The 25464-nt window shown below is 69.5% G+C and carries 21 protein-coding genes; 7 read left to right on the top strand and 14 right to left on the bottom strand.

Annotated elements, in window-relative coordinates:
- Nucleotides 1-39 precede the first annotated feature (39 nt).
- From ACAV_RS21035 to ACAV_RS21025, 3 genes are all read left to right on the top strand, one after another.
- The gene (locus ACAV_RS21035; RefSeq protein ID WP_013596601.1) at nt 40-1698 is read left to right on the top strand and encodes an MFS transporter; all 1659 of its coding nucleotides are present in this window, start codon (nt 40-42) and stop codon (nt 1696-1698) included.
- Between the two features lie 461 nt (nt 1699-2159).
- Nucleotides 2160-3170 carry a porin gene (locus tag ACAV_RS21030; RefSeq protein ID WP_013596600.1) on the top strand — a complete coding sequence of 337 codons (1011 nt, stop codon included), beginning with the start codon at nt 2160-2162 and terminating at the stop codon, nt 3168-3170.
- A gap of 113 nt (nt 3171-3283) precedes the next feature.
- Nucleotides 3284-3469 (top strand): hypothetical protein, encoded by a 186-nt coding sequence (locus ACAV_RS21025; protein ID WP_013596599.1) that lies wholly within the window; start codon nt 3284-3286, stop codon nt 3467-3469.
- A 108-nt stretch (nt 3470-3577) separates the two neighbouring features.
- Here ACAV_RS21025 and ACAV_RS21020 read toward each other — a convergent pair whose 3' ends face one another.
- Complete coding sequence (locus tag ACAV_RS21020; RefSeq protein ID WP_013596598.1) at nt 3578-4699, bottom strand: ABC transporter substrate-binding protein; 1122 nt, start codon at nt 4697-4699, stop codon at nt 3578-3580.
- Nucleotides 4700-4966: 267 nt separating this feature from the next.
- On the opposite strand from ACAV_RS21020, the gene uvrA reads away from it, so the two are divergent.
- Nucleotides 4967-10828, top strand: a complete 5862-nt coding sequence (uvrA, locus tag ACAV_RS21015; RefSeq protein WP_013596597.1) for an excinuclease ABC subunit UvrA — start codon at nt 4967-4969, stop codon at nt 10826-10828.
- 13 nt (nt 10829-10841) lie between these two features.
- Here uvrA and ACAV_RS21010 read toward each other — a convergent pair whose 3' ends face one another.
- The 4 genes from ACAV_RS21010 to ACAV_RS24260 all read right to left on the bottom strand — a co-directional run bounded on the left by ACAV_RS21010 (nt 10842) and on the right by ACAV_RS24260 (nt 13839).
- Nucleotides 10842-11756, bottom strand: coding sequence for a hypothetical protein (locus tag ACAV_RS21010; RefSeq protein ID WP_013596596.1), 915 nt, complete (start codon nt 11754-11756; stop codon nt 10842-10844).
- A gap of 107 nt (nt 11757-11863) precedes the next feature.
- Nucleotides 11864-12733 carry a hypothetical protein gene (locus tag ACAV_RS21005; RefSeq protein ID WP_013596595.1) on the bottom strand — a complete coding sequence of 290 codons (870 nt, stop codon included), beginning with the start codon at nt 12731-12733 and terminating at the stop codon, nt 11864-11866.
- 112 nt (nt 12734-12845) lie between these two features.
- Nucleotides 12846-13211, bottom strand: coding sequence for a hypothetical protein (locus ACAV_RS21000; RefSeq protein ID WP_244875496.1), 366 nt, complete (start codon nt 13209-13211; stop codon nt 12846-12848).
- 232 nt (nt 13212-13443) lie between these two features.
- Nucleotides 13444-13839, bottom strand: a complete 396-nt coding sequence (locus ACAV_RS24260) for a hypothetical protein (RefSeq protein ID WP_013596593.1) — start codon at nt 13837-13839, stop codon at nt 13444-13446.
- A 210-nt stretch (nt 13840-14049) separates the two neighbouring features.
- Between ACAV_RS24260 and ACAV_RS20995 the strand changes: the two genes are divergently transcribed.
- Genes ACAV_RS20995 through ACAV_RS20985 form a run of 3 tightly spaced genes read left to right on the top strand, consistent with a single transcriptional unit; the run spans nt 14050 to nt 17405 of the window.
- Complete coding sequence (locus tag ACAV_RS20995) at nt 14050-15426, top strand: aspartate aminotransferase family protein (protein WP_013596592.1); 1377 nt, start codon at nt 14050-14052, stop codon at nt 15424-15426.
- Nucleotides 15427-15432: 6 nt separating this feature from the next.
- Nucleotides 15433-16500: a GNAT family N-acetyltransferase gene (locus tag ACAV_RS20990; RefSeq protein WP_013596591.1), complete on the top strand. Its 1068-nt coding sequence runs from the start codon at nt 15433-15435 to the stop codon at nt 16498-16500.
- Entirely contained in the window at nt 16497-17405 is a 909-nt protein-coding gene (locus ACAV_RS20985) for an arginase family protein (protein WP_013596590.1), read from the top strand. The genes ACAV_RS20990 and ACAV_RS20985 overlap by 4 nt, the downstream gene beginning before the upstream one ends.
- Nucleotides 17406-17417: 12 nt before the next feature.
- Here ACAV_RS20985 and ACAV_RS20980 read toward each other — a convergent pair whose 3' ends face one another.
- Genes ACAV_RS20980 through ACAV_RS20940 form a run of 9 tightly spaced genes read right to left on the bottom strand, consistent with a single transcriptional unit; the run spans nt 17418 to nt 25419 of the window.
- Entirely contained in the window at nt 17418-18668 is a 1251-nt protein-coding gene (locus ACAV_RS20980) for a DegT/DnrJ/EryC1/StrS family aminotransferase (protein ID WP_013596589.1), read from the bottom strand.
- Entirely contained in the window at nt 18658-19071 is a 414-nt protein-coding gene (locus ACAV_RS20975; RefSeq protein ID WP_013596588.1) for an EamA family transporter, read from the bottom strand. The genes ACAV_RS20980 and ACAV_RS20975 overlap by 11 nt, the downstream gene beginning before the upstream one ends.
- Before the next feature lie 4 nt (nt 19072-19075).
- On the bottom strand, nt 19076-19462 hold the full coding sequence (locus tag ACAV_RS20970) for a DMT family transporter (RefSeq protein ID WP_013596587.1): 387 nt from the start codon (nt 19460-19462) through the stop codon (nt 19076-19078).
- Nucleotides 19459-20403 carry an alpha/beta hydrolase gene (locus ACAV_RS20965; protein ID WP_013596586.1) on the bottom strand — a complete coding sequence of 315 codons (945 nt, stop codon included), beginning with the start codon at nt 20401-20403 and terminating at the stop codon, nt 19459-19461. The genes ACAV_RS20970 and ACAV_RS20965 overlap by 4 nt, the downstream gene beginning before the upstream one ends.
- A complete protein-coding gene (locus tag ACAV_RS20960) occupies nt 20400-21149 on the bottom strand; it encodes an MtnX-like HAD-IB family phosphatase (protein ID WP_013596585.1) in 750 nt (249 codons plus the stop codon). Before ACAV_RS20960 ends, ACAV_RS20965 begins: the two co-directional genes overlap by 4 nt.
- A 4-nt stretch (nt 21150-21153) precedes the next feature.
- Nucleotides 21154-22125: an HlyD family secretion protein gene (locus ACAV_RS20955; protein ID WP_013596584.1), complete on the bottom strand. Its 972-nt coding sequence runs from the start codon at nt 22123-22125 to the stop codon at nt 21154-21156.
- Nucleotides 22122-22868 carry an ABC transporter ATP-binding protein gene (locus ACAV_RS20950; protein ID WP_013596583.1) on the bottom strand — a complete coding sequence of 249 codons (747 nt, stop codon included), beginning with the start codon at nt 22866-22868 and terminating at the stop codon, nt 22122-22124. Before ACAV_RS20950 ends, ACAV_RS20955 begins: the two co-directional genes overlap by 4 nt.
- The gene (locus tag ACAV_RS20945; protein ID WP_013596582.1) at nt 22865-24001 is read right to left on the bottom strand and encodes an ABC transporter permease; all 1137 of its coding nucleotides are present in this window, start codon (nt 23999-24001) and stop codon (nt 22865-22867) included. Before ACAV_RS20945 ends, ACAV_RS20950 begins: the two co-directional genes overlap by 4 nt.
- A complete protein-coding gene (locus tag ACAV_RS20940) occupies nt 23998-25419 on the bottom strand; it encodes an efflux transporter outer membrane subunit (RefSeq protein WP_041828839.1) in 1422 nt (473 codons plus the stop codon). Before ACAV_RS20940 ends, ACAV_RS20945 begins: the two co-directional genes overlap by 4 nt.
- Between the last annotated feature and the right edge of the window lie 45 nt (nt 25420-25464).

Raw genomic sequence — 25464 nt, 5'->3', positions numbered from 1 at the left:
CGGAGCAGTCGCACTGATCACCTCATGGAGACAAGCACCATGGCTACCAATGTCGCTCCCCGGCCCATGTCGCCGGAAGAAAGAAAAGTCATCCTGGCCTCGTCGCTGGGCACCGTTTTCGAGTGGTATGACTTCTACCTGTACGGTTCGCTCGCCGCCATCATCGCCAAGCAGTTCTTCAGCGGGCTGGACGCGGGCTCCGCGTTCATCTTCGCGCTGCTGGCCTTCGCTGCCGGCTTCATCGTGCGGCCCTTCGGCGCGCTGGTGTTCGGGCGGCTGGGCGACATGATCGGGCGCAAGTACACCTTCCTGGTCACCATCCTGATCATGGGCCTGTCCACCTTCATCGTGGGCGTATTGCCGACCTATGCCAGCATCGGCGTGGCCGCGCCGGTCATCCTGATCGCGCTTCGCATGCTGCAGGGCCTGGCCCTGGGCGGCGAATACGGCGGCGCGGCGACCTACGTGGCCGAGCATGCGCCGCAGGGCAAGCGCGGCGCCTATACCTCGTGGATCCAGACCACCGCCACGATGGGCCTGTTCCTGTCGCTGCTGGTGATCCTGGGAACCCGCACCGCCATGGGCGAGCAGGCCTTCACCGACTGGGGCTGGCGCATTCCGTTCCTCGTTTCCATCCTGTTGCTGGGCGTGTCGCTGTGGATCCGGCTCTCGCTGTCGGAGTCTCCCGCGTTCCAGCGCATGAAGGCCGAGGGCAAGACCTCCAAGGCGCCGCTGCGCGAATCGTTCGGCCAGTGGAAGAACCTGAAGATCGTGATCCTGGCGCTGATCGGCCTGACCGCCGGCCAGGCGGTGGTCTGGTACACGGGCCAGTTCTATGCGCTCTTCTTCCTCACGCAGCAGCTCAAGGTGGACGCCGTCACGGCCAACCTGATGATCGCCGCCGCCCTGCTGATCGGCACGCCGTTCTTCGTCGTCTTCGGCGCGCTCTCCGACCGGATCGGCCGCAAGCCCATCATCATGCTGGGCTGCGTTCTGGCCGTGCTGACGTATTTCCCCGTCTTCAAGGCGCTGACCGAAGCCGCCAACCCCGACCTGGCCGCCGCGCAGGCGAAGAACAAGGTGGTGATCGTGGCCGACCCGGCCGAGTGCTCGTTCCAGTTCAACCCGACCGGCACGGCCAAGTTCACCAGCTCCTGCGACGTCGCCAAGCAGGTGCTGGCCGCCAGCTCGGTCAGCTATGACAACGAGGCCGCGCCGGCCGGCACGCCCGCGGTGATCAAGATCGGCCAGACCACGATCCCGAGCTACGCCGCCCGCGGGCTTTCTGCCGAAGAAGCCAAGGCCAAGGATGCCGACTTCAAGAAGGCCGTGGCCGAAACGTTGAAGGCCGACGGCTATCCCGCCAAGGCCGACCCCGCCAAGATGAACAAGGTGATGATGATCGTCATCCTGACCTATCTGGTGCTGCTGGTGACCATGGTGTATGGCCCCATCGCAGCGATGCTGGTGGAGATGTTCCCCACGCGCATCCGCTACACCTCGATGAGCCTGCCGTACCACATCGGCAACGGCTGGTTCGGCGGCCTGCTGCCCACCATGTCGTTCGCCATCGTGGCGCAGACGGGCAACATGTACAACGGCCTCTGGTATCCCATCATCATCGCGGGCATCACGGCCATCATCGGCACGCTGTTCATCCGCGAAACCAAGGACGTGGACATCTACGCGGGCGATTGAACGGGCTTGCCCGGGAATACAGCCGCCCGGCAGGCGGTATTCCCGGGCAGTGCGAATTTCCAATTGGCCGCCGACAACCTCCGGGCCGGCAAATGGCCCAATACGGCAGGCTCGGGCGTGCACCAATCAAGGGCATTCGACGGTCCCTTGCGTGAAAGGTCCTTTGACCGATTAACGGCGCGGATCCCGTGCTTTTGGCGAAGGCGCACTTCACACCACTTCTGGCAAACGGGCCTCGCTGTATGAAAACCCCGTGATTTGCGGCCGGGGGGCCGCCAAGTGTGGGGAAAAAGCGCCAAAGTGTGGCAGTTAAGCGTCAGCTTCGTTATCAAGACGACTTTCAACCATGCTAAAGAGGTTGTTACATCTAGAATTTGAGTGGTAGCTGCACTTGCATTTTGTTGCCACAAGCCTGCGCGGTGCCTACTTCCACCTTCCGAACAAGTATCCGAGGACATCACATGCAAAAGACCCATCGTCTGGCTCTCGCCGCCTTGGCCCTTCTGGGCAGCACCGCCGCATTCGCGCAAAGCAGCGTGACGCTGTACGGCCGCGTCAACACCAGCGTCGAACATTCCAAGGTGGGTGATCTGTCGCAGTCCGGTGTGAACAACAACGCGTCGCGTTTCGGTTTCAAGGGCGTGGAAGACCTGGGCGGTGGCCTGAAGGCTGGCTTCCAGCTGGAAAGCGGTTTCGACAGCTCCACCGGCGCAGCTGCACAACAGTTCTTCGGCCGCCAGAGCGAAGTGAACCTGTCGGGCGGCTTCGGCATGGTCCGCCTCGGCAACTGGACGCCTGAGTCGTACTACGCCATCGCCGACTACGGCGTGCAGGACCAGCCCAACCACGACACGGGCAACTTCTCCAACCAGCTGTACACCTCGGTGGCCTTCGGCAAGACCAACAAGGTCGGCTACCGTACCCCCATGCTGGGCGGCTTCTGGGCTGAAGCCACGGTCAGCGCGCACGAGCGCACCGCTCGCACGAACCCCTTCGGCGTGAACGCAGGCACCAAGAACGCCTACGACGTCGCTGCCAACTGGGAAGGCGGCAACCTGGCCTTCGGTGCCGGCTACGCCAAGCTGGGCGACAACTGGGACGCCGGCGTGCGCGGCCACTACACGATGGGCCCCGTGCAGCTCGGCGCCTACTACCAGCGCAACGACTACGAGCTGGTGGGCACCCGCAACTCGGTGGGCATCGCTGCCCAGTACGCCTTCGGCGCTTCGGAAGTGGTGGCCAACTACATCTGGGCCAGCAAGTGGAACAACGTGGCTGACTCCGGCGCTCAGCAGCTGATCCTGGGCTACAACTACAACCTGAGCAAGCGCACCAAGGTGTACGCTGCCTACACGTACGTCAAGAACAAGTCCGCCGCCAACTACGCCTATGGCTTCGTGAACGGCACGAACACGCTGGCCACGGGTGCGGATCCCCGCACGTTCGGCCTCGGCGTTCGCCACAACTTCTGATCGCCGCACCTGCCGGGGCCCGCATGGGCCTGCGGCACCGGGTGATCCAGCATGAAGCCTCACTCCCGCAAGGGCGTGGGGCTTTTTTTACATCCCGCCAGGAGACAAAAAGCATGTGGAAAATCATCGTGGGCTTCGTTCTGTTCGCTGCCCTGTCGTTGTTCGTCATCATGAAAGCCGGGGACAAGGTGGACATGAGTGGGGAAAAGCATGGCGCGGATGCCGTGCACGCTCCGGACACTGCCGCGCCTGCTGCGGCCCCGGCATCGGCGGCGTCCGCTGCCAGCCGCGCTCCGTAAGGCCGCGTCCGGCATGTCCGGCGGTGCCTGCACCAACCCGGACGCCCCATGCAAAAAGCCCGCATCGCGGGCTTTTTGCATGGGGAGGCCGAGGGGCCTGCGTGGGGATCAGCGGCGGAACTTGCCGTCGGTGCCGATGATGGACAGGTCGGCAAAATCCAGGCCCGTATGGTCTTCGGGGCTGAAGTTGACCTCCAGGCCGCCGATGTCGAATTTCTGGATGCCTTCCAGCGCTGCCTGCAGGCGTTCGCGCGTGGGCTTGGCGCCCGCGCGGCGCAGTCCCTCCACCAGCACCTTGGCGGCGGCCAGGCCTTCGAGCATGGCGGGGCTCACTTCCTTGCCATGCGCCTTCGCCAGGTCGTGCGCCTCGCGCACGAGCGTGTAGTTCGTCGCCCGTTCGTTCGGGAACACCTGCGTGACGATGACGCCGCGTGCATTCGCACCCAGGCTCCTGGCGAACCCGGACGATGCGTTGTTGGAGAGCGTGACGAGCTGAGCGCCCGAACCGGCCGCCCGGAATGCCGCATAGCCTTCGGCCGTCGCGGCTCCCGATGCGACCATGAGCACGGCCTGGGCCTGCGCCTGCACGAGCTTGGGCGCGATGGCGGAGAAATCGGGCTTGGTCCGGTCGAAGCGCTCCTGCAGCACGGGCTTGAGCTTCGCGGCATCGAAGCCCTTGAGCGCGCCTGCCAGTCCGTCGGCGCCGAAGCTGTCGTCGGTGATGACCACCGCGATCCGCGAGATGCCCATCGAAGCCAGGTGGGTGATGGCTTTCTCGGCCTCGCGCTGGTAGGGCGCGCGCACATTGAAGATGTGGCGGCGCACGGGGCGGTGCAGCACCATCGCGCCCGTGGACGGTGCCACGAGGGGCACATCGAATTTGTCGAGCAGGGGGATGATGGCTTCCGTGTGCGGTGTTCCGCGCGTGAGGAACATCGCGAGCACGTTCTGCTCTTCGATGAGCTTGCGCGCGTTGACGAGCGTCTGGGCAGGGTCGAACTTGTCGTCGAGCGAGATGAGCTCGATCTTCTGCCCGTTCACGCCGCCCCGTGCGTTCACCGCGTCAATGTAGAGCTTCGCGCCTTCGGTGGTTTCCTGCACGCCCGACGACACGGGCCCGGTGAAGCCGGCCGTCTGTCCCACCAGCAGCTGGCTCCAGGCCGCCGGAGAGAACAGGGAAGCGGCCGCGAGGGCCAGGGCGGCGCCGGTGGTCTGCCAGGAATGGGCCATGATGGTGGAATCTCCGGGTAAGGGCTGGATTGTTCGGGGGAGGGCGCGGGCCGGCGGCGGTGCCCGTTGCTGCGGTGCAAAACGTCCCGGAAGATGCCCGAACGCTGCCATGGTGACAAGAGGTGACAACCCTGGGCGCAGGGGATTGCCCCGCGCAAGCGGTTGTCAATGGCGCCAACCGCCCCATATGGATAAGCCACTCTCCGACTCCGGCCAGCCATGTTCCTTTCCTAGAATGGCCCGCCTCCCCTCCGAAAGATCCTCCCGATGACCCAGGGCCTGATTCGCATCCATGGCGCGCGCCAGCACAATCTGAAGAACCTGGATATCGACATCCGCACGGGCGAACTCACCGTGGTGACCGGGCCCAGCGGCTCGGGCAAGTCCAGCCTGGTGTTCGACACGCTCTATGCGGAAGGCCAGCGCCGCTACGTGGAAACCTTCAGCGCTTACGCGCGCCAGTTCCTCGACCGGATGGACAAGCCGGCCGTGGACAAGGTGGAGGGCGTGCCGCCGGCCATCGCCATCGACCAGACCAATCCCGTGCGCTCGTCCCGCTCGACCGTGGGCACGATGACGGAGATCAATGACCACCTGAAGCTGCTGTTCGCGCGTGCTGCCCAGCTCTTCGACCGGCAGACGGCGCAGCCGGTGCGCCACGACACGCCGGACACCATCTATGCCGAGCTCCAGCGCCGCTGCGCTGAGGCGGGCGATCCGCGCGTCGTGCTGACCTTCCCGGTCGAGCTGCCGGCGGATACCTCCGCCGAGCAGGTGGAGCAGTGGCTGTCCGCCAGCGGTTTCACGAAGGTGCAGGCCGAGCGTGAAGTCGGCACCCCGACAGGCCCTCGCAAGGTGCTGGATGTGGTGGCCGACCGGTTCCGGCTCGGCAATGCCGAGCGCGCCCGCGTGGTCGAGGCCATCGAGGTGGCGATCAAGCGCGGTGCCGGGCGGTTGAACGTCTATCGCCTGCAGGAAGACGGCGAACCCGACCTGTGGCGGTTCTCCACCGGGCTGCACTGCCCGGACAGCGACCTGCGCTATGCCGAGCCTATCCCGTCGATGTTCTCGTTCAATTCCGCCGTGGGCGCCTGCGAGGCCTGCCGAGGCTTCGGACGGGTGATCGGCGTGGACTACGGCCTGGTGATTCCCAACGACCGGCTGACGCTGCGCGCCGGCGCGATCAAGACCATCCAGACGCCGGCCTGGAAGGAGGCGCAGGACGACCTCATGCGCCACGCGGAGGCCGCGGGCATCCCGCGCGACACGCCCTGGTACAAGCTCACGGAAGAGCAGAAGCGCTGGGTGATCGACGGCACGCCGGGCTATAAGGAGGGCAACTGGAACAAGCAGTGGTATGGCATCCGGCGGTTCTTCGAGTACCTGGAGAGCAAGGCCTACAAGATGCACATCCGGGTGCTGCTGTCCAAGTACCGCAGCTACACGCCATGCCCGACCTGCGGCGGCGCACGCCTGAAGACCGAGAGCCTGCTGTGGCGGGTGGGCAGCAAGGACGATGCCGATGCGGTGCTCGAACCGTCCCGGCGCTTCATGCCGCTGGGCGTGGCCTGGAGCCGCGCCCAGCTGGAGGCGCTGCCCGGCCTCACCCTGCACGACCTGATGCTGCTGCCCATCGAGCGGCTGCGCCGCTTCTTCGCGCGCATGGCGCTGCCGGAGGGCGACGCCGGCGCCGGAGGCGATGCGCAGGCCCTGAAGCTGCTGCACGAGGAAATCACCACGCGCCTGAAGTACCTGTGCGACGTGGGCATCGGCTACCTCACGCTGGACCGGCAGAGCCGCACGCTGTCCGGCGGCGAGGTGCAGCGCATCAACCTGACCACGGCGCTGGGCACCTCGCTGGTGAACACGCTCTTCGTGCTGGACGAGCCCAGCATCGGCCTGCACCCGCGCGACATGCACCGCATTACCGAGGCCATGCTGCGCCTGCGCGATGCGGGCAATACGCTGGTGGTGGTGGAGCACGACCCGGCCGTGATGCTTGCGGCCGACCGCATGATCGACATGGGCCCGGGCCCGGGCGAGCGCGGCGGGCAGATCGTTTTCGACGGCACCACGGCCGACCTGCGCCGCGCCGATACGCTGACGGGCGTGTATCTGGGCGGGCGCCGGCAGATCGGCGCGGGCGTGAAGCGCATGGTGGCGGAGTCCACGCCGCGCCTGATCCTGGAGGGCGCGCGCGAGCACAACCTGCGGGATGTATCGGTGGAGTTCCCGCTGCAGCGGCTGGTCACCGTCACCGGCGTCTCGGGATCGGGCAAATCGACCCTGATCCAGGACGTGCTCGCGCCGGCGCTGCTGCGGCATTTCGGCAAGGCGACCGAGTCGCCCGGCGTGCATGACCGGCTGCTGGGCGCCGAGCAACTGGGCGACGTGGTGTTCGTGGACCAGTCGCCCATCGGCAAGACGGCGCGCTCCAATCCCGTGAGCTATGTCGGCGCGTGGGATGCCATCCGTGAGCTGTTCGCCGTGGCGCCGCTGTCGCGCCAGCGCGGCTACACGGCCGCCAAGTTCAGCTTCAACTCGGGCGACGGGCGCTGCCCGACCTGCGGAGGCTCGGGCTTCGAGCACGTGGAAATGCAGTTCCTCTCCGACGTGTACCTGCGCTGCCCCGATTGCGACGGCAAGCGCTACCGGCCGGAGATCCTGGAGGTGACGATCGAGCGTGGCGGACGCGCGGTCAACGTGGCCGACGTGCTGGAACTCACCGTGAGCGAGGCCGCCCAGGCCTTCGCCCAGGACCGCGACGTGATCCGCGCGCTGCAGCCCATCGTCGATGTGGGGCTGGAGTACGTGAAGCTCGGCCAGCCCGTGCCCACGCTCTCGGGCGGCGAGGCACAGCGGCTCAAGCTCGCGGGCTTCCTGGCCGAAGCCGCCAGGAGCGCCAGCAGCAGCCGCCAGCCGCTGGCGAAGAAGGGCACGCTGTTCCTCTTCGACGAACCCACCACGGGCCTGCACTTCGACGACATCGCCAAGCTGATGCGCGCGCTGCGCAAGCTGCTCGATGCCGGCCATTCGCTGATCGTGATCGAGCACAACCTGGACGTGATCCGCGCCAGCGACTGGCTGATCGACCTGGGTCCCGAAGGCGGCGACGGTGGCGGGCTGGTGGTGGCCGAGGGCACGCCCGAGGACGTGCGCCGGCATCCCACGTCGCACACCGGCGCTGCGCTGCGCGACTACGAGCTGGCGCTGGGCGAGGGCGGCCATTCGGTGCACGAGAAAGCCGCGGCGCTGCGCAGGGAGCAGCGCGGCGCGCAGGCGGAGCAGGGCGTGGCGGCCAGGGATGCCATCGAGATTGTGAACGCCAAGGAGCACAACCTGAAGAACCTGTCGGTGGACATTCCGCGCGGCAAGTTCAACGTGGTGACCGGCGTGTCGGGCTCGGGCAAATCGACGCTGGCCTTCGACATCCTGTTCAACGAAGGGCAGCGCCGCTACCTGGAGTCGCTCAACGCCTATGCACGTTCCATCGTGCAGCCGGCCGGCCGGCCCGAGGTGGATGCGGTCTATGGCATTCCGCCCACGGTGGCGATCGAGCAGCGGCTGTCGCGCGGCGGCCGCAAGAGCACGGTGGGCACGACCACCGAGGTCTGGCACTTCCTGCGCCTGCTGTACGTGAAGCTGGGCGTGCAGCACTGCATCCACGACGGCGCCCCGGTGCAGCCACAGACGGCCGACAGCATCGCCGCGCAACTGCTCACGCAGTTCAAGGGCCAGCACATCGGGCTGCTGGCGCCGCTGGTGGTCAACCGCAAGGGCGTCTATACCGAACTGGCCGACTGGGCGCGCCCGCGCGGCTACACGCACCTGCGGGTGGATGGCAACTTCCTGCCGACCACGGGCTTTCCGCGCATCGACCGCTTCAAGGAGCACACCATCGAGCTGCCCGTGGCCAGCCTGGACGTCGCGCCCGCGCAGGAGTCCGAATTGCGCGCCGCGCTGGCCCGCGCGCTGGAGCTCGGCAAGGGCGTGGTCCATGTGTTGAGCGGCCTGGCCGGATTGAAGGACGCCATGGCCGCCGGGCAATCCACCGCCCGCATCGGCACACTGCAGGCGTTCTCGACCAAGCGCGCCTGCCCGGTGTGCGCGACGAGCTATGCCGAACTGGACCCGCGCCTCTTCTCGTACAACAGCAAGCATGGCTGGTGCCCCGACTGCGTGGGCACGGGCGTGAAGCTCACGAAGGAACAGCGCAAGGTCTTCGACGATTCGGTGCAGGACGACAAGGACCGGGGCCGCGAACAGACCTTTGCCGAACCGGAGGCCGAGGACGTGGCCGATACCGTGTGCCCGACTTGCCAGGGCACGCGCCTCAACCCGGTGGCGCGGGCCGTGCTGTTCGCCGGCACGCCGGTGACCGAAGTGGCGCGCCTGTCGGTGGCCGAGGTGCGGCAGTGGATCGACGGCCTGCAACTGTCGGGCCGCGAGGCAGAGATCGCCCGCGACCTGGTGCCCGAGATCAAGAGCCGGCTCGAATTCCTGGAAGAGGTGGGCCTGTCCTACCTCACGCTGGACCGGGGCGCTCCCACGCTCTCGGGCGGCGAGGCGCAGCGCATCCGCCTGGCCGCGCAGTTGGGCAGCAACCTGCAGGGCGTGTGCTACGTGCTGGACGAACCCACCATCGGCCTGCATGCGCGCGACAACCAGATCCTGCTGAACGCGCTGCACAAGCTCGGTGACAAGGGCAATACCCTGGTGGTGGTGGAGCACGACGAGGACACCATCCGCCGGGCCGACCACATCATCGACATCGGCCCCAGCGCAGGCAAACGCGGCGGGCGGCTGGTGGCGCAGGGCAGCGTGGCCGACATCCAGGCCGCCGAGGATTCGCAGACCGGCCGCTACCTGCTGCACGCCATGCGCCACCCGCTGCAGGCGCGGCGCAGCATGCTGCCCGCCGAGGTAGACGCCGCAACCATTGCGCTGGCCCGGCCCGCCGATGCACCCACGGGCCGCCAGAGCGCCGCAGTCAAGAAGCGGGCGGCGCAGGCTGCGGCCCTGCAGGCCGCTGCGCTGGAGGATGCCAGGGAGCGCGCAGCCATCCGCTGGCTGACGGTGCACGGCGCGAGCCTGCACAACCTGCAGAACGTGACGGCCACCGTGCCGCTGCACCGCCTCGTGGCCGTCACCGGCGTCAGCGGTTCGGGCAAATCGACGTTGGCGCGGGACGTGCTTCTGACCAATGTGCAGGCCTGGGTGCAGCAGCGCTCCACCAAGGCGGGGCGCGACGCCATGGACGCCGGCAAGGCGCCGCCGCTGTCCGGCTGCACGGGCCTGGCGGGCTTCGAGACCATCGACCGCGTGCTCGAGGTGGACCAGACGCCCATCGGCAAGACGCCGCGCAGCTGCCCGGCCACCTATATCGGCTTCTGGGACACCATCCGCAAGCTTTTCGCCGAGACGCTGGAGGCCAAGGCGCGCGGCTATGGGGCGGGGCGCTTCAGCTTCAATACCGGCGAAGGCCGCTGCCCGGTCTGCGAAGGGCAGGGCATCCGCACCATCGCCATGAGCTTCCTGCCCGACGTGAAGGTGCCGTGCGAGGCCTGCCACGGCGCGCGCTTCAACCCGGAGACGCTGGCCGTGACCTGGCGCGGCAAGAGCATCGGCGACGTACTGCAGATGGAGGTGGACGAGGCCGTGGAGTTCTTCGCCAGCATGCCCAGCATCGCGCATCCGCTGCAGCTGCTGAAAGACGTGGGCCTGGGCTATCTCACGCTGGGCCAGCCCAGCCCCACGCTGTCGGGGGGCGAGGCGCAGCGCATCAAGCTGGTGACCGAACTCACCAAGGTGCGCGACGAGGTCGGGCGCCGCGGGCAGAAGGCACCGCACACCCTCTACGTGCTGGACGAGCCCACCGTGGGCCTGCACATGGCCGACGTGCACAAGCTCATCCGCGTGCTGCACCGCCTGGTCGATGGCGGCCACAGCGTGGTGGTGATCGAGCACGACCTCGACGTGATCGCCGAGGCCGACTGGATCATCGACCTGGGGCCCGAGGGTGGCAAGGATGGTGGCCGCATCGTGGCCGCCGCCACGCCCGAGGAGGTGGTGCGCCTGGGCACCCACACGGGCCGTGCGATCGCGCCCGTGCTGGCGCGCGGCGACTGAGCGGCCACGGCGCTCAGCGGCCCGGGTTCATCACCTCGGGTTTGCGCAGCGCCTCGTTGATGTGCTGGAGGTATTCCTGCGCCTTGGGGTTGGCGGGGTTGGCGTCGCCCGAGACGTAGTAGGACAGGCCCTGCTTCAGGCCGCCGTGGTCGGCGATGCGCTGCGCCATGTTCGATGCCGCCATCCGCAGCTGCACGGTCACGCTCTTCTCGTATTGCTCGGAGGGCACCTTCTGGCCGCCGACGCGGCTGTTGCCCGGGCCGTCGGCTGACCACTCGCGGCCATCCAGGAACTTGCGGGAGATCTGCCCGAGGCCGATCGAGGTGTTCTTCTCGCCGACACGGTCGAGGTCGCCCTCGTGCTGCATCGCCTTGCGGAATCCATCGGTGAACGCCCCCGACTCCGACTGCAGCTGGGCGCGGAAGACGCTGGGGTCCAGGCCGTATTCCCTGGCGGTCTGGTCCACCGCACGGCCGAAGTCGGCCTGCGTCTGGACCTTGGCGTCCTGTTGCTGCTCGTCGCCGCGCAGCACCGGCAGGAATTTCGGGCTGACCTTGGCCTGGGCCTCGTCCACGCTCTTCGATCCGAGATCACCGGTTGCTGCAGGTTGCGCGGCGCTGGAGCCGGAGGCTGTGGGCGTGCCGCCGGAAGCGGGAGCGGCGGCCGGTGCCGGTGCTGCCGATGGAGCGGCGCCGGACGGGCTGCCGCTACCACTGCCGCCGCCACCGCTGCGGTTGCCCTCGCCGGAGGCGGGGCTGCCGCCCTGTTCGGAAGGTTGCGCCTGGCGATGCTTGGACAGCTTCTGGAGCAGGCCTTCGAGCAGTGCCATCAGCACCTGCGCGAGCAGGGTCTGGGTGCCGGCGGGGTCCTGCGCGCCAGGCGCCTGGACACCCTGGAGCCGCGAGGAGGAGATCGATGAAATAGCCATGAATGCAGTTCCTTGCAATGTAGGGAATTGCACTCTCGCAGCGGCCCGGAGCGTGCGGGACGCGCTGCCCGAACGACTCCGCGGACATGCGAAGCCGCGCCCGCGGCTCAGGCGAACGCGTCGATGCGTCCGGCGCGGATCGCATCGAGCATGCGCCGGTAGAGTGCCATCGCGCGCTCGTAGGCACCGGGGCGGCCCTGCAGCGCGGCCTGCACATAGTCCTGGCGGCTCGCGGCGCATCCGAATCCGTTGGCACATCGGGCCAGCAGATCCCAGTCGGTGGCCCGCGTGCAGTCCAGCCCCAGCCCGCAGGGCAGCAGGTAGAAGGCGAGTTCCATGCCGTCGTCCTGCGACTGGGGATGGAAGACGCCCTCGAACCGGTAGCCACGCGTGCCCGTGCCGGCATCGGTGCGGACCGCGAGGCGCGTGGCGACGTCCTGCACGAGCAGCGGGTCGCCGGCCGCCAGCAGGTCGGACAGCAGGGATTGGCGCCGTTCGGGTGCCTGGTAGGCGGATTTGCCCGCGCGCAGGGCCATGGCCAGCAAGGGGTCCTTGCGGCGCAGGCCGTCCGCGGCGAGCCGGGCGATGCGCCGGTCCCCCGTGTCCTCCGCCGACAGGCCCGCGCACCGCTTGCGCAGGGTTTCCGCCGCCGCGCGGGCCTCGCTGGAGGCCGGGCCGGCTGTGGCCGCCCCCGCGCCCGCGATGCCGTGGCACCGGCGCAATGCCTGCACGGCATAGAACACGCCCCCCGCCTCGGGATGCGAAAGCGCATGGCGGACAAACCCGTCCAGGCGGCCGGCCCGGTTGTATTCCCGGAGCAGGTCCGCGGACAGGGGGCGGGACGCCGCGGCGGCTTCGGCGGCCTCGCGTGTGCCGGAGGATTCCTCGGCCGTGCCTGGTTGCAGAAATCCCAGTCCCGCCGCGAGCAGCAACAGGGCGGCGCCCCCCAGCATCCAGGAAGAAGTACGCAGATTCATGGTGCCCCATTGGAGGGTGGAAGGCAGGGCCGGCAGGTATCCGGCGCGAAGCGGCGTGCGCTTTTCCGAGTCGGCTGAAGCGCTTTTCGCGGTAGTGGGTGCGCTCTTTGCGCTAACGGGGTGCATCTGGGCGGAAATTCCGGCCCAGGATGCCTTCGCATGAAGCGCAGCGGAAGTAGCGCGTGGCGCCTTTCCACTCCAGGATCCCCCACCCCGTGGCGTCATGCAGGCGCAGCATGGCATGCACCCCCTTGCGCAGATGCAGGCGGGGCGATGCGGCGCAGTCGGCCAGGTCGAAGTCGCGCTGGAAGTCTGAGGCCGGCCCCTCCACGGCATGGTTCCAGAAATAGCGAACGCGCTGCTCGTCGATGACCCGGCCAGAGCAGTCGGCATCGCTGCCGGGTGCAGGTTCCACGGCGCGGGGCAGGGTGATGGCACCCAGGGGGCCGATGGACCTGGCAATGGGGGCTGCCTTCATGGGCTGTGCATGAGCGCTTGCCTGGAACAGCGCCAGCAAGCAGAGCGAGGCACTACGCAGGTTCAGGCCGGGTTGCATCATTGCCATGCCGCGGTAGCGGCTTCCGTGCGGTGCTTGTGACCGACGTCGATGTGGCGATAGAGGTTCGATTTCGAGCCGGACGGCGTCGGTGGGTCTCATCGGTCAGATACTGGAGCAAGAGCATTTGAGAAAAGCGTGGGCGCGTTGCCGGTCAGCGTGGGCAACCGGCGGCTGCCGGACACTCTGCCGGTATGTTTTCGAACACCACACTGCTACCAACCACTACGGCATGTGCAGGAGGATCGGTCCACCAATGAAGCGTGCCGTTCATCCAAAGATCGACAACCTCACTTTCGCCCAATAGGGTTTCAGGCTGGATGCGGTACAGCCTTACAAATGAAGGAGTTTTCATTTTGTAGTGCAGGATGCGTTGGATGGGTGACGCGTCATAGAATTCGACGCGATAAACATTCATTGGGCTTGTTTCCGAGCCTTTGAAAACGGGTTTGCTGGCATACCAAACGACAGCTGCCAGCCCAAGTGCGAGGACCATCCAGAGTGTCCGGGACCCCGCATCATCACTACCCTGCGGGTGCGTGTTCAGCATGTGTCGTCCCTCCTCGGCGCGAAAATCTAATGGCCCACGGCCGGGCATGCTGTAAGAAAGGGTTGCGCGCGATCCGCCCGTGCCGGCCGCCGCCTCCCCACGCGTTCTCCACCATCTGCACAAATCGCACACAAACGCTCGATAGTCGATCAAGGTTGGCTGCGCAGACTCGCGCCCATTCTTCCTTCCTCGTTCCGGATTTTTTCCTCCATGACCATCGACGCTGCCCAGCTCCTCGCGGACGAAGCCAAGTACTGCTCCTTCGGCGATACCGTCCACTACGTGAACCCGCCCAAGATCTTCACGGGCTGCGAAGGCAGCTACATGCTGGACGACAACGGCACGCAGTACCTCGACCTGCAGATGTGGTATTCGGCCGTGAACTTCGGCTACAAGAACAAGCGCCTCGAAGCCAAGATGATCGAGCAGTTGCAGGCCCTGCCCCAGGTCGCCAGCCAGTACCTGCACCCGACCAAGATCGAGCTGGCCAAGTTCATCGCCGAAGATGCCAAGCGCAAGTGGGACAGCGACGGCCGCGTGCACTTCAACGTGGGCGGCGCGCAGGCCATCGAGGATTCGCTGAAGGTGGTGCGCAACGCCAGCAACGGCAAGAGCCTGATGTTCGCCTTCGAGGGCGGCTACCACGGCCGCACGCTGGGCGCGTCCAGCATCACCTCCAGCTACCGCTACCGCCGCCGCTTCGGCCACTTCGGCGACCGCGCGCAGTTCATTCCCTTCCCCTATCCCTTCCGCCGCCCCAAGGGCATGACGGCAGAGGAGTATTCGGACCAGATCGTGCGCGAGTTCGCCCGCAAGTTCGAGAACGAATACCACGCCGTCTGGGATCCCAAGACCAACCAGTGCGAGTACGCGGCCTTCTACGTCGAGCCCATCCAGGGCACGGGCGGCTACGTCGTGCCGCCGCCGAACTTCTTCAAGGGCCTCAAGAAGGTGCTGGACGACCACGGCATCCTGATGGTGGTCGATGAGATCCAGATGGGCTTCTGGCGCACCGGCACGCTGTGGTCGGTGGAGAACTTCGGCATCAAGCCCGACGTGCTGGTCTTCGCGAAGGCGCTGACCAACGGCCTCAATGCCCTCTCCGGCCTGTGGGCGCGCGAGGAGTTGATCAACCCGAAGATTTTCCCGCCGGGCTCCACCCACTCCACCTTTGCCTCCAACCCGCTGGGCACGGCCCTGGGCCTGGAAGTGATGAAGATGACGCACGAGATCGACTTCGGCAAGCAGGTGCGCGAATCCGGCGCCTACTTCCTCGAAGGCCTGAAGGAGCTGCAAAAGCGCCACAAGGAGATCGGCGACGTGGACGGCCTGGGCCTGGCGCTGCGCGCCGAAATCTGCACCGAGGACGGCTTCACGCCCAACAAGGCGCTGCTGGACAAGATGGTGGACATCGGCCTGGAAGGCCACCTGGAGTACCAGGGCCAGAAGCGCGGCCTGGTGCTGGACGTGGGCGGCTACTACAAGAACGTGATCACCTTCGCGCCGTCGCTGATGATCTCGCGTCCCGAGATCGACGAGGCGATGGTGCTGCTGGACCAGCTCCTGACCCAGGCGAAGCGGGCCTGACGGCCAATGCGCTGGCGCAACCGGCTGGAGCCGGAGTCGCTCGTGGCGCATGCCGGCGCGCATCCGCCGGAGGGGTTCGCCTGGCTGCAGGGGCTGCCGGTGCCGGTGTTCTCGGCGCCGTTCGACCTGCTCACGACGGCGGACGACGACTTCAAGGCGCGGTTGCGCGGCTGGCCGCTGTTCGGTCGCTGGTCGCGGTGGCTGCGCGTGCGCACAGCCTTCGCGGGCACCACGGTGACGGAGTACGCCCCGCTGCCGCAGGACGCCGCGCCGGAGGCGGTCGCCGCGGCGCTGCGTACCGGTCCGGGCCGTGCTTTCGCGCTGGTGATCGCGAAGGATCTTCCACAGGATTCGCCGCTGCTGGCCCCGGAGGACAACGCCTATGCCCAGGCGCTGGTCGAGGCCTGCGTGCGGCAGGGCTTCGTGCTGGTCGAGGGCCAGGCGCTGGCCTATGTACCCATCGACTTCGGGAACCTGGACGAATATCTGGCGCGCCTGTCCTCCAGCCGCCGCAGCAACCTGCGGCGCAAGCTCCGCAGCCGGTCACAGCTGCGGATCGAGCGCGTGCCCACGGGCGATGCCTATGCCGACGATGCGCGGGTGGATGCCTGCTACGCGCTCTACGAGGCCGTGCATGCGCAGAGCGAGGTGCATTTCGACCGGCTGACCCGGGATTTCTTCGCCGCGGTGCTGCGTGACGGCGCCAGCGGCGGCATCGTCTTCGAGTACCGGCATGCCGGCACCGATGCGCTGCTGGGCTGGAACCTCTGCTACGAGCACGCGGGGCGCCTCGTGGACAAGTACATCGGCCTGTCCTACCCCGCCGCGCGCGAGGTCAACCTGTATTTCGTGAGCTGGATGGTCAACCTGGAATATGCGGTCGAGCGGGGCCTGACCCACTACATCGCGGGCTGGACCGACCCCGAGGTCAAGCGCAGCCTGGGCGCGAGTTTCACCTGGACGCGGCATGCCGTGTATGTGCGCAACCCGCTGCTGCGCGCGCTGGCCCGGCGATTCTCGGGCCATTTCGAAAGCGACCGGCGCTGGAAGGACAGCGTGGAGGACGCGGCATGAGCGGCGCGGTGCGGCCCCCGGTGGTGCTCGACGTGGACGGTTCCGTGGGCGGGCTGCCCGGGGAGGTCCGCCTGCCGCTGGCGCCGGCATGGCAGGAGCGCATCCGCTTCGGCTGTGGCATGTGCACGATGCGTGCGTTCCGGCAGGCGCTGGAACTGGCCATGCCGCCGGTGGCGGCGCACGGCACGGTGTTCATGGGCAGCGGCGATTTCCACCACCTGAGCTGGCCGCTCATCGAGCGCTGCATCGCCGCCCACGGGTTCTCCGCGGCTCAGCCGCTGCGGGTGGTGGTGCTGGACAACCACCCGGACAACATGCGCTTTCCCTTCGGGGTGCATTGCGGCTCGTGGGTGCGGCGGGTGGCGCTGCTGCCCCAGGTCTCGCACGTGCACGTGGTGGGCATTACCTCGGGCGACATCGGCACGGGCCATGCGTGGGAGAACTACCTCGCGCCGCTGCGCGCGGGCCGGCTCACCTACTGGAGCAGCGGCGTGGACACGCGCTGGGCACGCTGGCTGGGCATCGCGGACCGGTTCCGCGCGTTCCCGGACGCGGACGCCCTGATCGGCGAACTGGCGCGCATGCTCGAGCGGCAGCGGGTGCCCACCTATTTCAGTGTGGACAAGGACGTGTTTTCTCCCCGCGTGGTGCGCACGAACTGGGACCAGGGCACGCTGGAGACGCGCCATGCCGCTGCGGTCATCGGCAGCCTGCGCAACTGCGTCGTGGGCAGCGACGTGACGGGCGACGTCTCCACCCACCGCTACGCCACGGCCTGGAAGCGATGGCTGAGCGCAGGCGACGGGCAGCAGACCGGCACGGAGCATGCCGACCTGCCGGCCTGGCAGGCCGCGCAGGCCGCGTTCAACATGTGGCTGCTCGATATGCTGGAGACGGACGGCTGACGGCGCGTTGATCTAGCGGACCGGCTCATCCGCCGATCCGCACACCTGCTGCAGCACTGTGCAGATCCGGTCGAAGCCGGCGTCGTCCAGCCAGGGGCTGTTGCCGACGGCGAGCACGCGGGCAGCGAAATCCCGGGCATGCGGCCAGCCCTCTTGCGGGCCCGGGGCGATGTGCCGCGCATAGCGGGGGTAGTCGGGCAGCGCATGCACGAAGGGCAGGCTCACGCCCAGGCCCCGGCTCCACAGCGCGGCGATGGCGGCCTCGCGCCGGGCGGCATCGGGCAGCAGCACCAGCAGCGTGGGCCAGGTGCCCCGCGCGCCCGGCACGGCGCCGCTGTCCCCGATCACCTGCAGTTCAGGAATGCGCTCGCGCAGCAAGGCCATGCGGTGCCGGGCCCGTGCCTCGCCTCCGGCCAGCCAGGCGGGCAGGCGGGCCAGTGCGCGCACGCCCACGGCGCGGCGCCAGCGGCCGACCTGGTGCAGCGGAATGGCATCGTCGAAATCGTCGCCCGCCGCGGCGATGCGGTCGCCCTGTGCCAGCGCCCGCCGCAGCGGCAGGCCATAGGCCAGCGGCAGGCCGGCCGGGCGGTAGAGCGCGGCATAGCCCAGCAGCTCGGCGCTGCGGCGCAGCTCCCAGCCCCGACGCCAGGGGGCCACGGTCCGCGCGGCGCGCGCGCAGGCTGCGCGCAGGCCGGGATCGGCCACCACCAGCGCACCGCCTTCGTAGATCGTGAGCCCCTTGCCCACGGCCAGGCTGAAGAAGACCATATCGCTGCCCGTGGTGCCGACGCAGGCGCCGCCCTGCTCGCGCGCGCCCAGGGCCTGGGCCGCGTCCTCGATGACGCGGGCGCCGGCCGCATGGGCAACGGCGCGCACCGGCGCCACGTCGGTCACGCGGCCCGCCAGGTGGGTGGGCAGCACGGCCAGGGTGCGTGGACCGCAGAGCGCGGCCAGGGCATCGGGGCCCAGGTCCAGGCTGGCGGGCCGCAGGTCGCACACGCGCAGCCGCAGGCCGCAGTGCGCGGCCGCCAGGGCGACCAGGGGGCAGGTGTAGGCCGGGGCGATGACCTCGTCGCGCGCGGGCTCATGTTCGCGCAGGGCCGTGAGCGCCACCACCAGCGCTGCGGTGCCGGAGCATTCCACCTGCACCGACGGCACGCCCAGGAAGCGCGCCAGCGCACCGCCGAGGTCTGCATCGCCGCCGGGCAGCAGGTCGCGCCAGCCCAGCGGCAGGCCGGCGGTGGGCGGCGCCTCAGGCGCCATGGGGCGCGGGTGGGGGAGCGGCTGGCGGCGCCTGCTCCTCGGCCTCGCTGCGGGCCAGGCAGGCGATGCCGGCGGCGATGAGCGCGGCGCCCAGCAGCTGCGGCCAGCCGATGGGCTCGTTGAACAGGAGGGCCGAAAGCGCCAGCACGGAGACGACCTCGAGGTGCGATGCCGCGAAGGCCGGGCCGATGGGCGCGTGCTCCAGCAGCGTCATCCAGGTGAAGAAGGCGCCCACGTAGCCCACGAAGGCACCGTAGATCCAGGGCTGTCCGAAGACCCGCGACAGCCAGGCGCTGGAGAACTCCAGCGGCAGCGCGTGTTCGCCCGCCAGCTTGAAGCTGATCTGCGCGAGCGTGTCGAAGGCGACGAGGACGAGAAAGCCGATGGCGTAGAAGCGTCGCACGGCGTCACCCCTTCAGGCCGACGACGGCCACGCCCGCCGACACCAGCAGGATGCCCGCCACCCGCATCGGCGAGAGCTTTTCGCGGAACAGGAAGCGGCCGGCGATCATCACGGCCACGATGTTGATCGAACCCAGCAGCACGCCGTCGGACAGCGGCACGAGGGACAGGAACGCCAGCCAGACCAGGAATTCGGCCACGTAGCAGCCGACGCCGATCCAGATCCAGGGCCTGCGCGCCATCCAGATCCAGCGCGCCAGGCCGCTGCCCGCGCGCGGGTCGGCCGTGGCGGCGGCCTTGAAGGCCAGTTGCCCGCCCGTGTCCACCAGCATGTTCAGGAACCACAGCAGGGCCACCAGCGGCGTGATGCCGCCGCCGTCCGTTGGCGTCATGGCGCAGTGCCTTCCTGGCGCCGTGGCTCCTGCTGCCGCTGTCGCGCGACCGCTTCCGCGAAGGCCACCGTGCGCGCGAGCACCGTGCGGCGGTCGCGGTCGATGGTGATCATGTGGTAGCTGTCGTCCAGCAGCACCAGCTCCACCGGGGCGTGGCGCACGCCGCGCACGATGTCCTGGGCGTTGCCTGCCGCGGCAATGTCGTCGTTGCGGGCGTGCATCACCAGGCAGGGTGCGCGCACGGCGTCCAGGTTGCGCCGCACGTGGGCGGAAAGCGCCCGCAGCTCGATCACCGACCACCAGGGGTTGCCCGGCAGGCCGGCCGCCGCGCTGTCGCCCGAATGCATTTGCGACACCACGCGTTCGCGCAGGGCCTCGTCCTTGATGCCGTAGGGCGGTGCTTCCATGAAGACGCTGCGGCGGCCGATGCCGAGGGCCCGGAAGAGCGGCAGCAGGAAGGCCAGGCGCGTATAGGCCGGCATGCTCCAGCCGTCGTAGCGGAAGGTGGTGGACAACGCCACCACGCCGGCCACCTGCCGAGGCCGCTCGATGGCCAGGGCCAGCGCCAGCAGTGCGCCCATGGACAGGCCGCAGGCGACGACCGGTTGTCCGGTGAGCTGCATGAGCCGGTCCGCGCCGCGCCGGGCGCTGGCCACCCAGTCCTGCCAGCGCGTGGCGATCAGGTCTTCCTGCGTGCCGCAGTGGCCGGCCAGCTGCACCGCGAGCACGGTGAAGCCCGCGCGGTGCAGGCCCTTGGCGAGCAGCCGCATTTCGTTGGGCGTACCGGTGAGGCCGTGGATCAGCAGGATCCCGGTGGTGGCGAGCGGTCCGTGGCCCTCCAGCAGGTATTCATGTTCGGTGCCATGCAGGGCCGCGGGGGCCGCGGGGCGGGCCAGGGCGCTGTCGTCCATGGCCCGCAAGGTCGCTGCGGCGGCGTTCATGCCACCTCCAGCTGGCGCGGAGCCAGTGCGTCCAGCTGGTGCAGCATCTCCAGCGTGTCGGAGAAGTCGCTGAACGGCGCGTGGGCGATGTGGTTGGCTTCACAGTGGGCGATGAGCTTGTACTTGGCGAAGACGAAGTCGGCACGGCCGGAGACGCAGAAGTCCGAGGTGCTGTCGCCCACGAACAGCACACGCCCGTGCACGGCCCGCTGCTCGGCCAGCCGTTCGCACTTGCAGTTGCCGCTGGCGCGCGCGCAACTGCCGCTGGCCCAGGGCGACTCCAGGCGCCACTGGCGCGGTCCGGCCTGCACGAGGCGGTTGGCGATCACGGGCAGTCCGTCCAGGCCGTGGCGGGCCAGCACGGACTGGATGGCGTAGTCGATGCCGTCGCTCACCACCTGCACCGGCATGCCCAGGGCCTGGGCCTCGCGCACGAAGGCGGTGAAATGCGGATCGACCTCGATGGTCTCCAGGTGGGCGTCGAGCTCGGCGCGGTCCATGTCCAGCAGTGCGACCTGGCCCTTCATGCATTCGCGCGAACCGATCTCGCCGCGTTCCCAGGCGTCTTCCAGTGCCTGCCAGCCGGGCTGGCCGAAGCGCTGCAGCAGGGAGTCGGTGACGTCCCGCGTGCTGATGGTGCCGTCGAAGTCGCACTGGACCATCCAGCCCGCGGGGGACGCAGCGAGGTTCCGGGCGGAAAGGGCCGGGCGCCGGAGCGAGGACAGGGGAAAGGACGCAGTCGTCATGGTGTCATTCCTGCTTCAGGGGAAGAAAGCTCACGCGCACGGTCTGGCCGGGGCGTGCTTCCGGAGGGCTGTCGAATTCGAGCACGCACTCCACGACCCGCATCGGGCCGCGCTGGGCGTCTTCCTGCAGCCGCGAGGCGCCGAGCACGGGGCTGATGCGCACCACCCGCGCGGCGGGCAGGGCGACCGGGGCGGCGTCGCCGTCGGTCGTGACCGATGCGCGCATCCCCGGCTTCACAGCGGCCGCGTAGTTCTGGTTGACCTCCGCCCGCACGATCAGCGGCCGGTGCGGCAGCAGCGTGATCGCGGCATGGCTGCCGGCTGCGGCCGCCAGGCGCACGCCGGCCTGGGTCCTGACATGGACCACGGTGCCGTCCTCGGGGGCGCGCAGCTCGAGGCGGGCCTGCTGGCCGCGCACCTGGGCGAGCTTCTTGCGCGCCACTTCGGCCTCCGCACGCGCCACGGCGGCATCGGATTCGGCGGCGCGCAGGGCCTGGGCCGCATCCTCGGCGCGCTGCGGCTCGGCGGCGTTGGCGGCGGCGGCTTCGGCGAGCCGGGCGGCCGTGCGGCGCAGTGCGGGCACCTGCTGGGCGCGTGCGCGTTCGCGCGCCTCCGCCAGCTGCAGTTCCGCCTGCGCCACCTCGGCCTCGGCCTGCAGGCCGGTGCCGGACAGGCGCAGCAGCACCTGCCCGCGCTTCACGGCCTGGCCTTCATGCACGGCGACGGTGTCCACCACGCCTTCCTGCAGGGGCGTGAGGTCGAGCATCCCGCCCTGGACCTCGATGCGGCCGCGGGCGATGGCCACGCCGTTGGCTGCGCCGGAGGCCGGCGCGGATGCGGGCGCTTCGGGTGCAGGCATCTGCGCGGGGGTGCCACGGTCGGTGCAGGCCGCGAGCCAGGCGAGGGCCAGCGCGGAGGCCGCGCAGGCAGCGCCGCGCGCGGCGCGGGGGCCGAGGGGAAGGGAGAGGCGTTTCATGGGGTGATGGCGTCCGGCTGGCGCCAGTCGCTGCGGATGGCACCGTCTTCCATGCCGAGCACGCGGTCGGCATGGCGGACGAGGCGCGGGTCGTGGCTCACGCACAGCACGGTGGTGCCGTGGGCGCGTGCGATGCGGTGAAGGATGTCGATGACGCGCTGGCCACTGTCGGCATCCAGCGCGCTGGTGGGTTCGTCGGCGAAGAGCAGCTGGGGCGACTTGGCGATGGCGCGGGCGATGGCCACGCGCTGCTTCTCGCCCCCGGACAGCTGGGCCGGGCGCATGTGCGCGCGCTGCGACATGCCCACTTCGTCGAGGGCACGCCGTGCCTGGCGCGCGCTTTCGGCGGCGCCCAGGCCCAGGTAGCCCAGGGGCAGTTGCACCTGCTCCAGTGCGGTCAGCGCGGGAAAGAGGTTGAAGCCCTGGAACACGAAGCCCGTGTGCTGCAGCCGGAAGCGTTCCAGCGCGCGCGGGCCGAGCGCTCCCAGGTCTTCGCCCAGGGCGTAGGCCTTGCCCGCGTCCGGCTGCTGCAGACCGGACAGCAGCGACAGCAGCGTGCTCTTGCCGCAGCCCGAAGGGCCGGAGATGAGGGTGAGTTCCCCCGGGAGGATGGACAGTGAGAGCTGGCGCAGCACCGGCACCTGCACGACGCCCGAGACGAAGGATTTCTGCAGGTCCACGGCCTGCAGGCTGGGGGCTGCGCCAGGCGGCGGCGCGGGGGAGCGGGGGGCGTGGGTGTTCATCGCAGCAGCAGGGCGGGATCGGCGGCCATGAGGCCGCGCATGGCCAGGAGGCCCGAAAGCAGCGCGACGAGCGCGACCAGGCCTGCGCAGGCCAGGGCGGTGGCGGGCGTCATCGCGACCGGCACGCCCTGCGACATGGCGAGCCACAGCAGGCCGGTGCTGGCGGCGGCGCCCAGCAGCAGGCCCAGTCCGCCGATCCAGCAGGCCTGCTCGATCACCAGCCGGCCCAGCGAGCGGCGGCTCACGCCCAGCGCGTTGAGCACGGCGTATTCACGGGCCGATCCGGCCACCACGCCCATGAGCGACTGGCTGGTGACGACCGTGCCCACGAGGCAGACGATGCCCACCATGAACAGCACGGCCACGCCCGCGCCCGTGTCCAGCAGCCAGTACAGCTGGGAGCGGCGGGCGAACTGGCGGGCCGTCCAGACCTCGAACGGACCGAAGCCCGGGGCTCCGGCAGAGAACCGGGCCTGGACCTCCCGGGCCTGCTCCGGCGTGCGGGTGCGGGCCACGACGTAGGTGGGCGAGGTGGCCGAGCCGGTGCCCGCGATCTCGCGGGCGGTGTCGATCGACGACAGCACGTTCGCCCCGCCCAGGCCGCGCAGCCCGTCCACCGCGGCCACGACGTGGACTTCGTGCGCGTTGATCCAGGCCGTGCCGCCCACGCTGGTGCCCAGCGTGGAGAGGTCCGCCCGGTCCACGATGACCGCGCCGGGCGCGCGCAGCGCCGCGCGCTGCCAGCCGGTGAGCAGGTGGGAGAACAGCATGCCGTCCGGTGCGGAGCGGATGCCCGACAGGTACACCGACACGCCGCCGCTTCCGGATTGCGCGCTGCGCCAGTCCGCATCCACCCAGAGGTAGGGCTCGGTGGCCACGACCGCCGGGTCCATGGCCAGCCGCAGGTCCACGTCGCTGCCGATCGCCCGGCCGAAATTCACGCTCTGCGTGCCGGGGTAGCCGGCCCAGAGATCGGCGCCCGACGCACGCACGTACAGCGCCGCGCTGCCGAAGATGCCCAGCACCAGCGCGGCCTGTACCACCAGCAGCACGCACGAGAAGCCCACGGCGAACACGGCGGGCACGAACCGCCGCCACTCGTGGATCAGCGTCTTGCGGGCCAGGGCGATCATTGCGCCTCTCCGTCGTCGGCCGACGCGGGGGGCAGCGGCGCGCCGCCCAGTGCCTTGTACAGCGCGACGAAGGCCAGGGAGCGCGCGTCCTGGGCCGTCGCCCATTCGGCTTCTGCCTGCAGGGCCGCGCGCTGCGCGGCAAGTCCGTCGTACTCGCTGGCCAGGCCGAGCCGGGCCTGGACGCTGCCGGCACGCACGCGCTCGGCAAGCGCGGGCTGCGCCTCCGCGAGCGCATCCGCCCGGTTCTGCTGGGCCGCCAGGGCGGAGAGGGCGCCCTCGGCTTCGGCGACGGCGCCGCGCACCGTGCGCTGGTAGGTCAGCGCCGCGGCCTGCAGCGCCTCCTGCTGCGCGTCCACCTGCATGCGACGGCGTCCCCAGTCGAAGAGCGGGATGTCGATGGTGGGGCCGATGGCAGGCACGTTGTCGCTGGTGGTGCGGCGGTTGCGCGTGATGTTGTAGGCGTACAGCAGCGAGCCGGTGATGGCGATGCGCGGGTACAGCTCGGAGCGGGCCATGCCCACTTCTGCGGCGGCCTTGCGCACGGCCGCTTCCGCGGCCTGCACGTCCGGACGCGTGCGCAGCAGGTCGGCGGGCAGCGCCGAGAACGCGAAGGGCGCCAGGGTGGGCACCCGGACGGGGCCGGCTGCGCTCCAGGCCGGGTCCGGTGCCACGCGGTCCAGCAGCACGGCCAGCGACTGGGCGGCGCGTGCGCGCGCCTGTTCGGGCTCGGCGCGTGCCGCACGGGTGCGGGCGCGCTGCATGCCGGCCGAGGCCACCTCGTCGGTGGCGCCGGTCCAGGTGCGGCGGCGCACCTCCGCCAGACGGGCGGCCCGCTCGTCGAGGGCCGCCTGCCGGTCGAGCAGCTGCAGCTGCCGGCGCGCGGCCTGCAGGTCCAGGTAATTGCGTACCACCTCGGCCACGACGGCGACGCGTGCGCCCTGGCCGTCCGCCACGGCCGCGTCGCGGTCCGCCGTGGCAGATGCCCGCGCGCTTTCGGCAGCGCCGAACAGGCCCAGTTCCCAGACCATGTCGATGCTGGCGTGGAAATAGCTGTCGGTGGCTTCGATGTCCTGCAGCGTGCGTGCACCTGCGCCGAACGAGGGCCTGAACTGCACCGCCGCGCGCCCGGCCTGCAGGCGGGCTTCGCGCAGCCGGTGGGCGGCGATCGCGAGGTCGAGGTTCTTCTGCAGCGCCTCGTCCACCAGCGCGTCGAGGGCGGGATCGTGGAAGGCCTTCCACCAGGCGCGGAACTCCGGCGCCGCGGCGGCGCCGTCCGGCACGGACGAAGTCCAGGTGGCGGGCAGGGCGGGTGCCTCCGGGCGGCGGATGTCCGGTGCCGAGCAGCCGGCCAGGAACGCAATCGCCGCGGCAGCCAGGCCGAGGCGGAGCGGACGTGGAATGGGGGACGGAAGAAGCACGCGCGGCGTTACATTTGCAGGGGTGAAGCCAGGGCGGGGAGTCCG

The sequence above is a fragment of the Paracidovorax avenae ATCC 19860 genome, from assembly GCF_000176855.2.
In the GTDB taxonomy this organism is placed as follows: domain Bacteria; phylum Pseudomonadota; class Gammaproteobacteria; order Burkholderiales; family Burkholderiaceae_C; genus Paracidovorax; species Paracidovorax avenae.
This window is presented reverse-complemented; position numbering and strand designations above follow the sequence as displayed.

Bases quoted from the DNA above. Each gene is read 5' to 3' on its own strand.
- ACAV_RS20945 (WP_013596582.1), bottom strand. From the start codon at position 24,001: ATGATCGCCCTGGCCCGCAAGACGCTGATCCACGAGTGGCGGCGGTTC.
- ACAV_RS20990 (WP_013596591.1), top strand. From the start codon at position 15,433: ATGCGCTGGCGCAACCGGCTGGAGCCGGAGTCGCTCGTGGCGCATGCC.
- ACAV_RS20955 (WP_013596584.1), bottom strand. From the start codon at position 22,125: ATGAAACGCCTCTCCCTTCCCCTCGGCCCCCGCGCCGCGCGCGGCGCT.
- ACAV_RS21030 (WP_013596600.1), top strand. From the start codon at position 2,160: ATGCAAAAGACCCATCGTCTGGCTCTCGCCGCCTTGGCCCTTCTGGGC.
- ACAV_RS20985 (WP_013596590.1), top strand. From the start codon at position 16,497: ATGAGCGGCGCGGTGCGGCCCCCGGTGGTGCTCGACGTGGACGGTTCC.
- ACAV_RS20950 (WP_013596583.1), bottom strand. From the start codon at position 22,868: ATGAACACCCACGCCCCCCGCTCCCCCGCGCCGCCGCCTGGCGCAGCC.
- uvrA (WP_013596597.1), top strand. From the start codon at position 4,967: ATGACCCAGGGCCTGATTCGCATCCATGGCGCGCGCCAGCACAATCTG.
- ACAV_RS20980 (WP_013596589.1), bottom strand. From the start codon at position 18,668: ATGGCGCCTGAGGCGCCGCCCACCGCCGGCCTGCCGCTGGGCTGGCGC.
- ACAV_RS20960 (WP_013596585.1), bottom strand. From the start codon at position 21,149: ATGACGACTGCGTCCTTTCCCCTGTCCTCGCTCCGGCGCCCGGCCCTT.
- ACAV_RS20970 (WP_013596587.1), bottom strand. From the start codon at position 19,462: ATGACGCCAACGGACGGCGGCGGCATCACGCCGCTGGTGGCCCTGCTG.
- ACAV_RS21025 (WP_013596599.1), top strand. From the start codon at position 3,284: ATGTGGAAAATCATCGTGGGCTTCGTTCTGTTCGCTGCCCTGTCGTTG.
- ACAV_RS21010 (WP_013596596.1), bottom strand. From the start codon at position 11,756: ATGGCTATTTCATCGATCTCCTCCTCGCGGCTCCAGGGTGTCCAGGCG.
- ACAV_RS21005 (WP_013596595.1), bottom strand. From the start codon at position 12,733: ATGAATCTGCGTACTTCTTCCTGGATGCTGGGGGGCGCCGCCCTGTTG.
- ACAV_RS21035 (WP_013596601.1), top strand. From the start codon at position 40: ATGGCTACCAATGTCGCTCCCCGGCCCATGTCGCCGGAAGAAAGAAAA.
- ACAV_RS24260 (WP_013596593.1), bottom strand. From the start codon at position 13,839: ATGCTGAACACGCACCCGCAGGGTAGTGATGATGCGGGGTCCCGGACA.
- ACAV_RS21000 (WP_244875496.1), bottom strand. From the start codon at position 13,211: ATGAAGGCAGCCCCCATTGCCAGGTCCATCGGCCCCCTGGGTGCCATC.
- ACAV_RS20995 (WP_013596592.1), top strand. From the start codon at position 14,050: ATGACCATCGACGCTGCCCAGCTCCTCGCGGACGAAGCCAAGTACTGC.
- ACAV_RS20965 (WP_013596586.1), bottom strand. From the start codon at position 20,403: ATGAACGCCGCCGCAGCGACCTTGCGGGCCATGGACGACAGCGCCCTG.
- ACAV_RS21020 (WP_013596598.1), bottom strand. From the start codon at position 4,699: ATGGCCCATTCCTGGCAGACCACCGGCGCCGCCCTGGCCCTCGCGGCC.